General features: G+C 62.4%; 11 protein-coding genes. 4 read left to right on the plus strand and 7 right to left on the minus strand.

From position 1 onward, the window contains the following. Positions 1-24 precede the first annotated feature (24 nt). Positions 25-1,866: a dihydroxy-acid dehydratase gene (gene ilvD / locus AACY44_RS12065; protein ID WP_339415237.1), complete on the plus strand. Its 1,842-nt coding sequence runs from the start codon at positions 25-27 to the stop codon at positions 1,864-1,866. A 121-nt stretch (positions 1,867-1,987) separates the two neighbouring features. On the opposite strand, the gene AACY44_RS12070 is transcribed toward ilvD, so the two are convergent. Beyond that, a complete protein-coding gene (locus AACY44_RS12070; RefSeq protein WP_339530326.1) occupies positions 1,988-3,046 on the minus strand; it encodes a haloacid dehalogenase-like hydrolase in 1,059 nt (352 codons plus the stop codon). Positions 3,047-3,288: 242 nt separating this feature from the next. On the opposite strand from AACY44_RS12070, the gene AACY44_RS12075 reads away from it, so the two are divergent. Next, positions 3,289-4,680 carry an L-cystine transporter gene (locus AACY44_RS12075; RefSeq protein ID WP_339415235.1) on the plus strand — a complete coding sequence of 464 codons (1,392 nt, stop codon included), beginning with the start codon at positions 3,289-3,291 and terminating at the stop codon, positions 4,678-4,680. 106 nt (positions 4,681-4,786) lie between these two features. On the opposite strand, the gene AACY44_RS12080 is transcribed toward AACY44_RS12075, so the two are convergent. Further along, positions 4,787-5,299, minus strand: coding sequence for a dihydrofolate reductase (locus tag AACY44_RS12080; protein ID WP_339415234.1), 513 nt, complete (start codon positions 5,297-5,299; stop codon positions 4,787-4,789). 69 nt (positions 5,300-5,368) lie between these two features. Here AACY44_RS12080 and AACY44_RS12085 point away from each other — a divergent pair, with 69 nt between their 5' ends. Together AACY44_RS12085 and AACY44_RS12090 are read left to right on the plus strand one after the other, a co-directional pair. Continuing rightward, on the plus strand, positions 5,369-6,748 hold the full coding sequence (locus AACY44_RS12085) for a DUF2868 domain-containing protein (protein ID WP_339415233.1): 1,380 nt from the start codon (positions 5,369-5,371) through the stop codon (positions 6,746-6,748). Next, positions 6,741-8,108 (plus strand): DUF3482 domain-containing protein, encoded by a 1,368-nt coding sequence (locus AACY44_RS12090; protein WP_339493246.1) that lies wholly within the window; start codon positions 6,741-6,743, stop codon positions 8,106-8,108. Before AACY44_RS12085 ends, AACY44_RS12090 begins: the two co-directional genes overlap by 8 nt. Here the strand turns inward: AACY44_RS12090 and AACY44_RS12095 are convergent. The 5 genes from AACY44_RS12095 to AACY44_RS12115 all read right to left on the minus strand — a co-directional run bounded on the left by AACY44_RS12095 (position 8,105) and on the right by AACY44_RS12115 (position 13,689). Next, positions 8,105-8,659 carry a phosphonate degradation HD-domain oxygenase gene (locus AACY44_RS12095; protein WP_339415231.1) on the minus strand — a complete coding sequence of 185 codons (555 nt, stop codon included), beginning with the start codon at positions 8,657-8,659 and terminating at the stop codon, positions 8,105-8,107. The genes AACY44_RS12090 and AACY44_RS12095 overlap by 4 nt on opposite strands. Next, on the minus strand, positions 8,659-9,792 hold the full coding sequence (locus tag AACY44_RS12100) for a TIGR03364 family FAD-dependent oxidoreductase (protein ID WP_339530328.1): 1,134 nt from the start codon (positions 9,790-9,792) through the stop codon (positions 8,659-8,661). Before AACY44_RS12100 ends, AACY44_RS12095 begins: the two co-directional genes overlap by 1 nt. 73 nt (positions 9,793-9,865) lie before the next feature. Beyond that, positions 9,866-10,888, minus strand: coding sequence for a putative 2-aminoethylphosphonate ABC transporter substrate-binding protein (locus AACY44_RS12105; protein ID WP_339415229.1), 1,023 nt, complete (start codon positions 10,886-10,888; stop codon positions 9,866-9,868). A 22-nt stretch (positions 10,889-10,910) separates the two neighbouring features. Continuing rightward, on the minus strand, positions 10,911-12,623 hold the full coding sequence (locus AACY44_RS12110) for a putative 2-aminoethylphosphonate ABC transporter permease subunit (RefSeq protein WP_339530331.1): 1,713 nt from the start codon (positions 12,621-12,623) through the stop codon (positions 10,911-10,913). A 1-nt stretch (position 12,624) separates the two neighbouring features. Further along, positions 12,625-13,689, minus strand: coding sequence for a putative 2-aminoethylphosphonate ABC transporter ATP-binding protein (locus AACY44_RS12115; protein ID WP_339436163.1), 1,065 nt, complete (start codon positions 13,687-13,689; stop codon positions 12,625-12,627). Between the last annotated feature and the right edge of the window lie 9 nt (positions 13,690-13,698).

Genomic DNA, 13,698 nt, shown 5'->3' on the forward strand with positions numbered 1-13,698 from the left:
CCGATTAGCCGCCCGGAGTGCTCCATGCCAGATTACCGCTCGAAAACATCCACCCATGGCCGCAACATGGCCGGCGCGCGCGCACTGTGGCGTGCCACGGGGATGAAAGATGACGACTTCAAGAAGCCGATCATCGCGATTGCCAACTCATTCACTCAGTTCGTACCCGGCCACGTCCACCTCAAGGACCTGGGCCAACTGGTCGCCCGCGAGATCGAGCGCGCTGGCGGCGTAGCCAAGGAATTCAACACCATCGCCGTGGACGACGGCATCGCCATGGGCCACGACGGCATGCTGTATTCCCTGCCGAGCCGCGAGATCATCGCCGACTCCGTGGAATACATGGTCAACGCTCACTGCGCCGACGCCATCGTGTGCATCTCCAACTGTGACAAGATCACCCCCGGCATGCTGATGGCCTCCCTGCGCCTGAACATCCCGGTGATCTTCGTTTCCGGCGGCCCGATGGAAGCCGGCAAGACCAAGCTCGCCTCCCACGGCCTCGACCTGGTCGACGCCATGGTGATCGCCGCCGATTCCAGCGCTTCTGACGAGAAGGTTGCGGAATACGAGCGCAGCGCTTGCCCAACGTGCGGTTCGTGCTCCGGCATGTTCACCGCCAATTCGATGAACTGCCTGGTGGAAGCCTTGGGCCTGGCCTTGCCGGGCAACGGTTCGACACTGGCCACCCACAGCGACCGCGAGCAACTGTTCCTGCAGGCCGGCCGCACCATCGTCGAGCTGTGCAAGCGTTACTACCATGACAACGATGAATCGGTGTTGCCGCGCAATATCGCTAACTTCAAGGCGTTCGAAAACGCCATGACCCTGGACATCGCCATGGGCGGTTCCACCAATACCATCCTGCACTTGCTGGCTGCGGCCCAGGAAGCCGAGATCGATTTCGACCTGCGCGACATCGACCGTCTGTCCCGTCACGTGCCACAGCTGTGCAAAGTCGCGCCGAACATCCAGAAGTACCACATGGAAGACGTGCACCGCGCCGGCGGGATCTTCTCGATCCTCGGCTCCCTGGCCCGTGGCGGCCTGCTGCACACCGACCTGCCAACCGTGCACAGCAAGACGCTCGCCGAAGGCATCGCCAAATGGGACATCACCCAGACTGACGATGAAGCCGTGCTTCACTTCTTCAAGGCAGGCCCAGCGGGCATCCCGACGCAAACCGCGTTCAGCCAGTCGACCCGTTGGGACACCCTGGATGACGACCGTGAAAACGGCTGCATCCGCAGTGTCGAGCACGCCTACTCCCAGGAAGGCGGCCTGGCCGTGCTGTACGGCAACATCGCCCTCGACGGTTGCGTGGTGAAAACCGCCGGTGTGGATGAATCCATCCACGTCTTCGAAGGTCGCGCCAAGATCTACGAGAGCCAGGACAGCTCGGTTCGCGGCATCCTCGCCGACGAAGTGAAGGAAGGCGACATCGTGATCATCCGCTACGAAGGCCCGAAAGGCGGCCCGGGTATGCAGGAGATGCTGTACCCGACGTCCTACCTGAAATCCAAAGGCCTGGGCAAAGCCTGCGCCCTGCTGACCGACGGTCGGTTCTCTGGCGGTACTTCGGGCCTGTCCATCGGCCACGCTTCGCCAGAAGCGGCTGCCGGTGGCGCGATTGGCTTGGTGCAGGATGGCGACAAGGTGCTGATCGACATCCCGAACCGTTCGATCAACCTGTTGATCAGCGATGAAGAACTGGCGGCACGCCGGGTCGAGCAGGACAAGAAAGGCTGGAAGCCGGTGGAGAAGCGTCCGCGCAAAGTCACCACCGCGTTGAAGGCGTATGCGTTGTTGGCGACCAGCGCCGACAAGGGCGCTGTGCGTAACAAAGCGATGCTCGACGGTCTGTAAGCTTCGCGCATAAAAATGCCCCGCCCAAATGCGGGGCATTTTTTTGCCCAGAACAACTCTCGAAAACAATAGGGATCAAAATGTGAGAGCGGGCCTGCTCGCGAAGGCAGGCAACTCGGTCTTACTGAATCTCTTCAGGCTTCACAATCACCCAGTTCTTGTCCGCCGTCACCGGCAACCCTTCCTTGGCCTGCGCCGCCGCATGCTTGGCCATCATGCCGTTCAGCTGGGTCATGTACTTGTCCTTGCGGTTGATCCACAAGTGAATCCCCCCCTTGGCCACGTCCACATCGTGGAACAGCATGTAGCCATCGCTGGTCGGGGTGTCGCCGCCCACCAGCACTGGTTTTTTCCACTCGTCGATGTAGGTAAGAATGGCCGCATGCTTACCGGCCATCCAGGTGGCCGGGGTCCACAGGTAGGGGGTCAGCTCCAGGTCGAGGTTGGCCTTCTCGTCATATTTACCGGCGCTGATCTGTTTGCGCGCGGTGGTCAGCTCGCCGGTCTTGCGGTCCTTGAGCAGGGTGGTCACGCCGATGACGTTCTCGGGTTTGACGTTGTAGCCGTACTTCGGATCGGCGGCAACCATGCGCACCAGCTCTTCCGAAGCGGCGGTCATCACGTACACCGCGATGCCGTTCTCCATCAGCTTGTTGTACAGCTCGGCCTGGCCGGTGAAGATTTTCGGCGGTTGCACTTCGGACTTTTTCACCACGTCGCCTTCAAAATAGCTGACGGGTACGGGCTTGCCGGAGGCCATCAGCTCATCGACCTGCACCTTGAGCTCCTTGAGGGTAAAACCCGAGAACACCTGGGCGACCCACGGGTAGCAGACCATGTCGTCCACTTCGCAAAGGCGATAGTAGTAACTGAACAGGCTTTCCTTATGGTCGGCGGTGTCTTTGAACGGCATCAGTTTGAGCGATGGATCAAGGCTGTCACGGGTGATCAGACCCTTGTTTTCCATGTAGGGCAGCAGGGACTCTTCGAGGTCGTAGCGATAGCTGGTGTTGTCCATGTCGAACACCGCGAAATTACCCTTGTTGGCGTTGGCGGCGATCATTTCATTCAGTTGCTTGGCCGCCGGAGCTGGCCAGTGCTTCAGCTCGGTGGCGGCGAACGCCTGGCTGACGAGTCCGAGGCAAAATGCGGCGGCGAGTAATTTCGACACGAACTTCATAGGCGTTGTCTCCCTGAGTGAAAGACATCGACACTAACAAATCCCTGTGACAGTTCCCACTTCGAGCACGACCGTGCGCGTCCTGATTCCGTCACACTTTTGCGCCTGAGCGGAAAATGCTTATTCCAAAAACGACACCGGCCATTCCATATCGGTATTAAATCAATATATTTCAAGCTGTTAGGCTTCCCGGTTCGCAATCGCAGGCTCACGCGATTGGCTGCCTTATCAACGGAGCTCTAATGAATCTGCCCCTGATTCTCAACTTACTGGTGTTCGTGGCCCTGTTGCTGGGCCTGGCACAAACCCGTCGTACACACTGGAGCCTCGCCAAGAAGGTGTTGCTTGCCCTGGTGTTAGGCGTGGCGTTCGGTGTCGCGCTGCACAGCATTTATGGCGCCGGCAACCCGGTGCTCAGAACCTCCATCGGCTGGTTCGACCTGGTCGGCAACGGCTACGTGCAACTGCTGCAAATGATCGTGATCCCGCTGGTGTTCGCCTCGATCCTCAGCGCCGTGGCGCGCCTGCACAATGCCTCGTCCCTGGGAAAGATCAGCTTCCTGACCATTGGCACGCTGCTGTTCACCACCGCAATTGCCGCGCTGATTGGTATTGGCCTCACCAACCTGTTCGGCCTTAGCGCCGAAGGCCTGGTGGCCGGCACCCAGGAAATGGCGCGCCTGCAAGTGATCCAGAGCGATTACGCCGGCAAGGTCGCCGACCTGAATATCCCGCAACTGTTGTTGTCATTCGTGCCGGCCAACCCGTTCGCTGACCTAGCGCGCGCCAAGCCAACGTCGATTATCAGCGTGGTGATTTTCGCTGCCTTCCTGGGGGTTGCCGCGCTGCAGTTGCTCAAGGATGACGTGGAAAAAGGCCAGAAAGTACTCAACGCCATCGACACCCTGCAAGCCTGGGTGATGCGCCTGGTGCGCCTGGTCATGAAGCTGACGCCCTACGGCGTATTGGCGCTGATGACCAAAGTGGTCGCCGGCTCCAACCTTCAAGACATCATCAAGCTCGGTAGTTTTGTGGTGGTGTCGTACCTGGCCCTGGGCCTGATGTTCGTGGTGCACGGCGTGCTGCTGTCCCTGGCAGGGATCAATCCGCTGCGTTTCTTCCGCAAAGTCTGGCCGGTGCTGACGTTTGCCTTCACCAGCCGCTCCAGCGCGGCGTCGATCCCGTTGAGCATTGAAGCGCAGACCCGTCGCCTGGGCATTCCGCAATCCATCGCCGGATTCGCGGCCTCGTTTGGCGCGACTATTGGCCAGAACGGTTGCGCGGGGCTTTACCCTGCCATGTTGGCCGTGATGGTCGCCCCAACCGTGGGCATCAACCCGCTGGACCCGCTGTGGATCGCGACGCTGGTGGCGATTGTGACCTTAAGTTCGGCAGGTGTTGCAGGCGTGGGCGGCGGGGCGACCTTTGCCGCGCTGATCGTACTGCCGGCCATGGGTTTGCCGGTATCACTGGTGGCGCTGCTGATTTCCGTGGAGCCGCTGATCGACATGGGCCGCACGGCGTTGAACGTGAACGGTTCGATGACGGCGGGGGCGATTACCAGCCAGATCATGGGGCAGACGGATAAAGAGTTGCTGAATGCGGATGAGCATGCGGAGTTAGCGCAGGTTTAGCAGGGCCTGTCATACCGCTTTCGCGAGCAAGCCCGCTCGCACATTTTGACCGCATTCTCATGTTGGAACTCGGTCAAATGTGGGAGTGGGCTTGCCCGCGAAGCGCTTAGGCTTTTTCCCAGACTTCGAAGTTATACGCCGGCTTATCATCCTCAGCCGCGTTCTCGACATTCGACACCAGCTTCCACTTACCCGCATCAAACGCCGGAAACCAAGCATCCCCTTCCGGGCTCAACGCCACCCGCGTCAGATAAAGACGATCCGCCTGCTCCAGCCCCTGCGCATACAACTGCGCACCGCCGATCAGCATCAGTTCATCCACGCCCTGCGCCAGCGCCCACGCCTCAGCGCGCTCCACCGCAGCCTCCAGTGACGGAAAAACTTCCGCACCTTCAAGCACCAGATCGGTCTGACGGCTAACCACCAGGTTCAAGCGCCCCGGCAACGGTCGGCCCAGGGAGTCCCAGGTCTTGCGCCCCATGATGATCGGCTTGCCCAAGGTGGTGGCCTTGAAATATTTGAAATCCCCCGGCAAATGCCAGGGCATGCTGTTGTCGACGCCGATCACGCGGTTTTCACCGAGGGCTGCGATCAGGCTTAAAGGGAGAGTTTTTTTCATGGCGATGAGAATACCAGAGGCGCAGGCCAGCGGTTATGCTCCACGTTCACTTGCTCAACAGGAAGGCGCGTGACTGCACTGACTCCCCTGCACACACTCTGGCTGACAGAAACCGTGCGCCTGCGCGAAGAACACGCAGGCAACCTGGAAGACCTGGAAGCCAACCGCTTGGCCCGCACGGCAGGTGGCGACTTGCCGACGCGCATCCAACAGCGCGCCCTGCACCTGGCCGAGCGTGATGGCCTGACCGCCGCTCTCACGCGCTGGCTGCAAGGTGCGCGTCTGGCGTTGGTGCTGCTCGCGATCGTCGCCGTGATCAGTGGCGCCGGCCTGGCCTTGGCGGCCATGGGCAACGGCCTGACCCCGGTGAATGTGTTCTGGGCCTTGGGCAGCCTGCTTGGTTTGAACCTCATCCTGTTGCTCAGTTGGGCCCTGGGCCTGCTGTTTGCTGGCGAACACAGCGCCAGCCTTGGGCGCCTGTGGTTGTGGCTCAGCGAAAAGCTCGCGCGTGATGCCAAGGCGGCACAGCTGGCGCCAGCGCTGTTGCTGCTGCTGCAGCGCCAGAAACTCAATCGCTGGGCCGTCGGTGTGCTGGTCAACAGCCTGTGGTTGTTGGCGTTGCTCAGCGCCATGGTGATTCTTCTTACGCTACTTGCCACCCGCCGTTACGGCTTCGTGTGGGAAACCACCATTCTTGGCGCCGACACCTTCGTCGCCGTCACCCAGGCCCTCGGCACCTTGCCGGCTATGCTGGGCTTCAACGTACCGACCGTCGACATGATCCGCGCCAGCGGCGATGCTGCGCTGAATATCGAAAGCGCCCGCCAAGCCTGGGCCGCCTGGCTGGTGGGCGTGCTGCTGGTGTATGGCCTGCTGCCGCGCTTGGTCCTCGCCCTGCTGTGCCTGTGGCGCTGGAAACGCGGGCGTGCCACCCTGCGCCTGGACCTCAACCTGCCCGGCTACAGCCAACTGCGCGAACGCCTGATGCCGAGCAGCGAGCGCCTGGGGGTCAACGATGCCGCGCCGGAACAACTGCACCACGTCACGGGCGGCGTCAGCGAACTGGAAAGCGACGGCGCCCTGCTGGTGGCCATCGAACTGGACGATCAACAGCCGTGGCCACCCAAACTGCCGGTCAGCGTGAAAAACGCCGGCATTCTGGACAGCCGCGAATCGCGTAACAAGCTGCTGGAGCAGCTCACGCGCTTCCCTCCTGCACGCCTGGCCATCGCTTGCGACCCTCGCCGCTCGCCGGACCGTGGCAGCCTCGCGCTGATCGCCGAACTCGCGCGCAGCGCCACCGCCACCCGCGTCTGGCTGCTGCAAGCACCGCCCGGCCAGGCGCTGGACGCCGAGCGCCTGGGCGACTGGCACGCCGCACTGCAACAACTTGAACTGCCCTTCGCCGACTGCGCGCCGCTGAACTGGCTGGAGACCGGTCATGACTAAACCGCTGAAACTCGCAGTGGTCGGCCACACCAACGTCGGCAAGACCTCGCTGCTGCGCACCCTGACCCGTGATGTCGGCTTCGGCGAAGTCTCCCATCGCCCCAGCACCACGCGGCATGTCGAAGGGGCGCGCTTGTCGGTGAATGGCGAAGCCTTGCTGGAGCTGTACGACACGCCCGGCCTGGAAGATGCCATCGCACTGCTCGACTACCTGGAGCGGCTGGATCGCCCCGGTGAACGCCTCGACGGCCCGGCGCGTCTGGCACGGTTTCTCGAAGGCAGCGAAGCCCGCCAGCGTTTCGAACAGGAAGCCAAGGTGCTGCGCCAATTGTTGGCGTCTGACGCGGGCCTGTATGTGATCGACGCCCGCGAGCCGGTCCTGGCCAAGTACCGCGACGAACTGCAAGTGCTAGCCAGTTGCGGAAAACCATTGCTACCGGTACTCAACTTCGTCAGCAGCAGCGACCACCGCGAGCCGGACTGGCGTGACGCCCTGGCGCGCCTCGGCCTGCATGCGCTGGTGCGTTTCGACAGCGTCGCGCCACCGGAAGACGGCGAACGGCGGCTGTATGAAAGCCTCGCGCTGCTAATGGAAAGTGCGCGGCCGCAACTGGAGCGGTTGATTCTTGATCAACAGGCGCAACGCCAGGCACGCCAGCAAAGCGCCGCGCGATTGATCGCCGAGCTGCTGATCGACTGTGCAGCGTGCCGACGCAGCGTGGTGACTGAAGATGAGCCGCAAGCCATCGGTGATCTGCGCAAAGCCGTGCGTCAACGTGAGCAAAAATGCGTGGAAGCGTTGCTCAGGCTGTTCGGCTTCCGCCCCCAGGACGCCGCCGCCAGCGACTTGCCGCTGCTGGATGGGCGCTGGGGCGATGACCTGTTCAACCCGGAAACCCTCAAGCAGCTCGGCGTGCGCGTCGGCGGCGGGATCGCCGCAGGCGCGGCGGCGGGTGCAGGCGTGGATTTACTGGTCGGTGGGTTAACACTAGGCGCCGCCGCACTGGCCGGTGCAATTGCTGGTGGTGCACTGCAAACCGCACGCAGCTATGGCAGCCGCCTGCTGGGCAAGATCAAGGGCCAGCGTGAGCTGACCGTCGACGACGCCGTGCTGCGCCTGCTCGCCCTGCGCCAACGCCAATTGCTCAAGGCCCTGAACCTGCGTGGCCATGCGGCGATGCACAGCATCAAGGTCGACACGCCCCAGGACAAAACCTGGCGCGAGGGAAAACTGCCGGACGCGTTGCATAAGGCCCGCGCGCACCCGCAATGGTCGTCCCTCAACCCTCATGCCAGGTTGAGCCAGGCCGAGCGCCAGGAACAGGTCGAAGCCCTGGCCCAGCGCCTCGACGAGACCTAAGCCGCCAGCACCTTGCGCGCCTTGGCCCTGAGCACGTCAAGGTCGAGTATCGGCACGTGCATTTCCTTTGCCTGTTCGTCCCAATAGCGCATGCGCAGACTCACCGCACAGAGCGGGTCTTGCTCGAAAACGCAGGCTTGTTCCGCATTCATGACACCGCCCTGATAGTCCAGCGTTCGGCGGCTGGCTTCGCTCAAACGGGCGTAATAGTCCGGCTGGCTGAAGGTCAGGTAACGCTTGGCCTGCACGTGATACTCCACCAACTTGGCCATACGCTCGCTGAACCCTGCACGGCGCAGATAATCCGCCCCCAAACGCTCATGGCTGACCACGCCATAACCGCCCATGTTTTCACCGCCCAGGCCACAGATATGCCCGATATCGTGGAAAAATGCCGCCAGTACCACTTCGTCATCAAAGCCTTCGGACATGGCCAGTTGCGCGGACTGGGACATATGTTCGATCTGCGACACCGGCTCGCCGATGTAATCCGCCATGCCGCGTGTCTCGTACAGGCCGAACACTTCGGCAATCGCCTGCTCCGGGCTCATCACGCTGCGCCCCACACTGCAGTGATATTTCGCTCAGCCATCGCTGGCCCCACGCTCATGCCGACGCCGGAATGCATCAACGCCGCGCTGACGCCCGGCGCCGCGCGCAGGAACGAGAACGGCGCCGGGCCTCGCGAGCCATACACACCCTGCCACCGTTCTACCACCTGGATCTTGCAACCCAGGGTCTGTTCGGCCAGTTCGATCATCCAGTCATCGACCTGCTCGGCATTGAACGGCGATGCATCGCTGCCGTAGTCATGGGAGTCGCCAATGATCAGCTCGCCATGGGGCGTCGGGCTGATCAGCAGGTGAATACCGTGTTCATGCAGGTGCGGTGCCTCACGCAGGATCTGCGCCTGCACCGGCGCGGCTTCCGGCAGATCGGCGAATGCGCCGTAGTGCACGCAACTCAGGCCGGTGAGCAACGCGTGTTGCAGGTTCAGATTCACGGCTGGCCGCGCGCGCAGCATTTGCAAGCGGCAGGTACTCGGGTTGAGTTGGGCCATCGCTTCGGCCAGCAAGGTTTGGTAGTCGTGGCCGGAGCACACGATGATCTGCTCACCGCGAAAGCTCCCCGCCGTGCTGTTCAACTGGCCCGGTTCGACGTCGCGAACCAGGGTGGAGAAGTAAAACTCCACGTTCAGTTCCTGCGCCAGGTAATTGATCAGCGCCGGGATCGCTTCACGGGAATACAGTTGCTGATCGTCCTTGCCATGCAGCGCGGCGCGGTGATGGCGGAACTGGCCGCCGTATAAATCGTTGATTGCCGCGCCTTGCAGCAGTTCGACGTTGTAGCCGTATTCTTGGGCGCGTCCGGCGCAGAAGGCTTCCAGCAGATGCTCTTCGGCTTGGGTGCGGGCGAACAGGTATGAACCGTTGCGCTTGAGCTGCAGCCCGGCGACTTGGGCCCAATGGGCCCAGATGTCGCGGCTCTCCCGCGCCAGGTCGAGCATCGGTCCAGGTGGTTGACCGGTGACCAGGGCCTGGCCGAAGTTGCGGACCGAGGCGCCGAGCGGCGTGGCGCTGCGTTCGAAGACCTTGACCTTGAGGCCGCGCCTGGCGGCCGCATAAGCGTGGGACAGACCGAGGATGCCGGCGCCGATGATCAGCAGGTCGCTGTGGTGTGTCATTGAATGATGTCCTGAATTCGAGACCGCTATCGCAGGCAAGCCTGCGATGAGGCCATCAGCCCAAACCGAGCATTTACTGACCCGCCACCTTCTCCGACTTGCCGTCATAGCGCTTACGCCATTCGGCCAGGATGCTGTCGCGATTTTTCGAGGCCCAGGCAAAGTCGTTCTTGATCAGGCGCTGCTCGTAATCGGCCGGCAACTCAGTCTGCGGCTTGGCAATACCCGGCTGGGCAAGGACCGCAAAGTTGTTCTTGTACAAGTCCATGGCAGCGGGGCTGGCCGAGAAGTCGGCGAGCTTTTTCGCCGCGTCGGCGTGAGCAGAGCCCTTGAGCACGGCAGTGGCTTCAATGTCCCAGCCCAGGCCCTCCTTGGGGAGGATGATGTCCAGCGGCGCACCCTGGCGCTTCAGTTGTACGGCCGGGTATTCGAAAGAAATCCCGATCGGGAACTCACCCGACGCCGCCAGCTTGCACGGCTTGGAACCGGAGTGAACGTACTGGCCGATGTTCTGGTGCAGGTCGTCCATGTACTGCCAGCCCTGTTTCTCGCCGAAGGTCTGCAACCAGGCGCTCACGTCCAGAAAACCAGTGCCGGACGAGGCCGGGTTGGGCATGACGATCTTGCCCTTGTATTCAGGCTTGGTCAGGTCCTGCCAGCTGACCGGCTTGGTCAGGCCCTGTTTCTCGGCCTCGACGGTGTTGAAGCAGAGGGTCGCGGCCCACACATCCATGCCGACCCAGGCCGGAGGGTTGGCGGCATCGCGGTAGTTTTTGCCGATCTTGTCCAGGTCCTTGGGCGCGTAGTTATCCAGCATGCCTTGCTGATCGAGGATCGCCAGGCTCGACGCAGCCAGGCCCCAGACCACATCGGCTTGCGGGCGGTCTTTCTCGGCCAACAGCTTGGCGGTGATGATCCCGGTGGAATCACGCACCCACTTGATTTCAATGTCCGGGTTGGCCTGCTCGAAGGCTTTTTTGTAGGTCTTCAACTGCTCGGCTTCGAGGGCCGTGTACACCGTCAGCTCGGTCTTGGCGAAGGCATTCAGACTGAATGCGCTCAGTACGGCAGCGACCAGCGCCAGGGGCTTGAACATGGAGCACCTCCTTCAGGGATGTTTATTGGCCGGGCGCGGTCTGGCGCCAGGCTTGGGAGCGGCGCAACGCGCCACGTGAGGCCCACGCCAGCAGCAGCGAGACGCCGGCCGAGGTGAACAGGATCAGGGTCGACATGGCCGCCGCACCGCCCACATTGCCGGCGTCGTCCATGTTCAAAACGGCAACGGCGGCAAGGATGGTGTCGGGGCTGTAGAGAAAGATCGCGGCGGACACGGTGGTCATCGCCGACACAAACAGATAGCGCACGATGTCCAGCAGCGCCGGCAGGCAGATCGGCACCGTGACTTTCAAGTAATGGCGGTACAGCGGCGCCTTGAGCGACAACGCGGCGGCTTCGAACTCGGCGTCGAGCTGGCGCAACGCCGTGGTCGCGGTCATTTGCGCGGTGGTCAAATAGTGAGCAATGGTGCACACCACCAGCAGGGTCATGGTCCCGTAGAACACATGCAGCGGGTTGCCGTTAAGGTTGAAAAAGAACACGTAGCCCAAGCCCAACACCAGCCCAGGCACCGCCATCGGCACAAAGCTGAGCATGCGCAGCGCCAGGTTCAGGCTCTTCTGGCCCTTGGTCTTTTCCATCAAATACGCGCCAGTGAAGATCAGCACGCTGCCGATCAACGCGGTGCACAGCGCCATGGTCAGGCTGTTGCGATAGGCCAGCCAGCCGCCGCCGGCGGTGTCTTCGAACTGGTAGTGATTGAGCGAAAGCGACAGGTTGTACGGCCAGAATTTCACCAGCGAGGAATACACCGCCATGCCGAATACCAGCAGCAAAACGGCGCAGATCAGCAGCACGATGGCCAGGTAGCAGCCCTCTCTTACGCGCGATGGCACCGGTTGGAGGACGTGGGCACGACCGCTCATGGAGTCGCCATGACGACGGCGCAGCCAGGCATCCACACCAAAGCTGAACAGTGCCGGCAGCAGCAGCACCATGCCGATCAACGCGCCGCGACCGAACTGTTGCTGGCCGACCACGGCCTTGTAGGCTTCCAACGCCAGCACCTGATAATCGCCGCCGACCACCACAGGCACGCCGAAATCGGTGATGGTCAAGGTGAACACCAAACAGAACGCGGCAAACACAGCCTGGCGTGTGGCCGGCCAGGTGATGCTGCGGAACGCCCGGGCCGGGCTCGCGCCCATGCTCGAGGCAGCATCAAACAGCCGCGCATCTGCCAGGGACAGCGCCGACAGCAAAATCATCAAGGCATGTGGGAAGGTGTAGATGACCTCGCCCAGCACAATGCCCCAGAAGCCATAGATATTGTCCGAAAGCAGCCCGCGCAACAGGCCCTGGTTACCGAACAGATACACCAGCGCAATGCCCGGCAACATCGACGGCGCCATCAGCGGCAGCAGTGACATGCCGCGCCAGATCGCCTTGCCGGGAATCAACGTACGCTGCAATGCGTAGGCAAACAGGTAGGCCAGCGGTACGACGATGGCCGCAACGCTGAGGGAGACTTTCAGGCTATTGCCCAGCAGCCAGTGGAAGTTGTCACTGGTGAGCAGTTCCCGCGCCGCCGCCAGCCCACCGCCCTGCCCGGCTTCGCCGCTGAAACCGCGCCAGAAGATCGCCAGCAATGGCAGCAGTACAGCAACACCCAGCAGGCACAGCCAAAGCAACTTGCCACCGACCACAAAAACACGATCACCCAGCTCGGCGCGGGAGACCTGACGCGGCTCAGGCAATGTCATGACAGCAGCCATCTCAGGCAAACACCTGCAGGCTGCGCGGCGGCAAGGCGACCCAGATGTCCTGGGCACCCAGGCGTGGCATCGCTTCCGGAGCCACTTCGGCCAGTAACGGATGGCCGGGCAATTGCTCCAGTTCGAAGCTCATACGGCAGCGGTTGCCGAGAAAGGTGATTTCGCGGACCTTGGCCGGGAACAGGTTTTCTTCGTGCACTGGCGGGTTGACGCTGATCGCTTCCGGGCGGCAGAACAAACGGCCGGACTTGGCGATGCCAGCATCGTCGGCCAAGCGCATGTTCATCCCGCCGACTTGGGCATGGCTGGCACTGTTGCGGCTGAACGGCAGCCAGTTGCCCTGGCCGACAAACTCCGCCACGAACGGCGTGGCCGGGCGGTCATAGATCTCCTGGGGCGTGGCGTATTGCTCGACCTTGCCGTTGTTCATCACAGCGATGCGGTCGGCCATCAGCATGGCTTCGTCCTGGTTGTGGGTGACCATCAGCGTGGTGATGCCCAGGCGACGCTGCAGTTGGCGCAGCTCGGTGCACAGATGTTCGCGCACGCGGGCGTCGAGGGCCGACATCGGCTCATCCAGCAGCAGCAATGAGGGCGACGGCGCCAATGCCCGGGCGAGCGCAACGCGTTGCTGCTGGCCGCCGGAGAGTTGGCCCGGGTATTTCTTTTCGCTGCCGACCAGGCCGACCAGTTCGAGCATCTGCCCGACGCGCTTGCGCACTTCATCGCGGCCGCTGCCGGCGAGGCCGTAGCCGATATTCGCGTCGACAGTCAGGTTGGGAAACAGCGCGTAGGACTGGAACAGAATGCCGTAGTCCCGCGCCTGGGGTGGCAGCAGGGAAACATCGCGGCTGCCCAGGTAAAGTTCGCCGCTGTCCTGGCGCTCCAGTCCAGCGATGCAACGCAACAAGGTGGTCTTGCCGCAGCCGGACGGGCCCAGCAGGCACACCAGCTCGCCAGCGGCGACGTCCAGCGAGACGTTATCCAGCGCGGTAAAAGCGCCGAAGCGTTTCTGGACACCGCGCACCTTCATTGGCGCGCCGGGTTGGGTCAGGGCTGTGTTCATGGAGGCACC

The organism is Pseudomonas sp. RA_15y_Pfl1_P11 (assembly GCF_963970975.1).
Taxonomy (GTDB): domain Bacteria; phylum Pseudomonadota; class Gammaproteobacteria; order Pseudomonadales; family Pseudomonadaceae; genus Aquipseudomonas; species Aquipseudomonas tritici.

What these genes read in the sequence shown, in the direction of transcription:
- ilvD (WP_339415237.1), top strand. Translation starts at nt 25, where the DNA reads ATGCCAGATTACCGCTCGAAAACATCCACCCATGGCCGCAACATGGCC.
- AACY44_RS12070 (WP_339530326.1), bottom strand. Translation starts at nt 3,046, where the DNA reads ATGAAGTTCGTGTCGAAATTACTCGCCGCCGCATTTTGCCTCGGACTC.
- AACY44_RS12075 (WP_339415235.1), top strand. Translation starts at nt 3,289, where the DNA reads ATGAATCTGCCCCTGATTCTCAACTTACTGGTGTTCGTGGCCCTGTTG.
- AACY44_RS12080 (WP_339415234.1), bottom strand. Translation starts at nt 5,299, where the DNA reads ATGAAAAAAACTCTCCCTTTAAGCCTGATCGCAGCCCTCGGTGAAAAC.
- AACY44_RS12090 (WP_339493246.1), top strand. Translation starts at nt 6,741, where the DNA reads ATGACTAAACCGCTGAAACTCGCAGTGGTCGGCCACACCAACGTCGGC.
- AACY44_RS12095 (WP_339415231.1), bottom strand. Translation starts at nt 8,659, where the DNA reads ATGAGCCCGGAGCAGGCGATTGCCGAAGTGTTCGGCCTGTACGAGACA.
- AACY44_RS12100 (WP_339530328.1), bottom strand. Translation starts at nt 9,792, where the DNA reads ATGACACACCACAGCGACCTGCTGATCATCGGCGCCGGCATCCTCGGT.
- AACY44_RS12105 (WP_339415229.1), bottom strand. Translation starts at nt 10,888, where the DNA reads ATGTTCAAGCCCCTGGCGCTGGTCGCTGCCGTACTGAGCGCATTCAGT.
- AACY44_RS12110 (WP_339530331.1), bottom strand. Translation starts at nt 12,623, where the DNA reads ATGGCTGCTGTCATGACATTGCCTGAGCCGCGTCAGGTCTCCCGCGCC.
- AACY44_RS12115 (WP_339436163.1), bottom strand. Translation starts at nt 13,689, where the DNA reads ATGAACACAGCCCTGACCCAACCCGGCGCGCCAATGAAGGTGCGCGGT.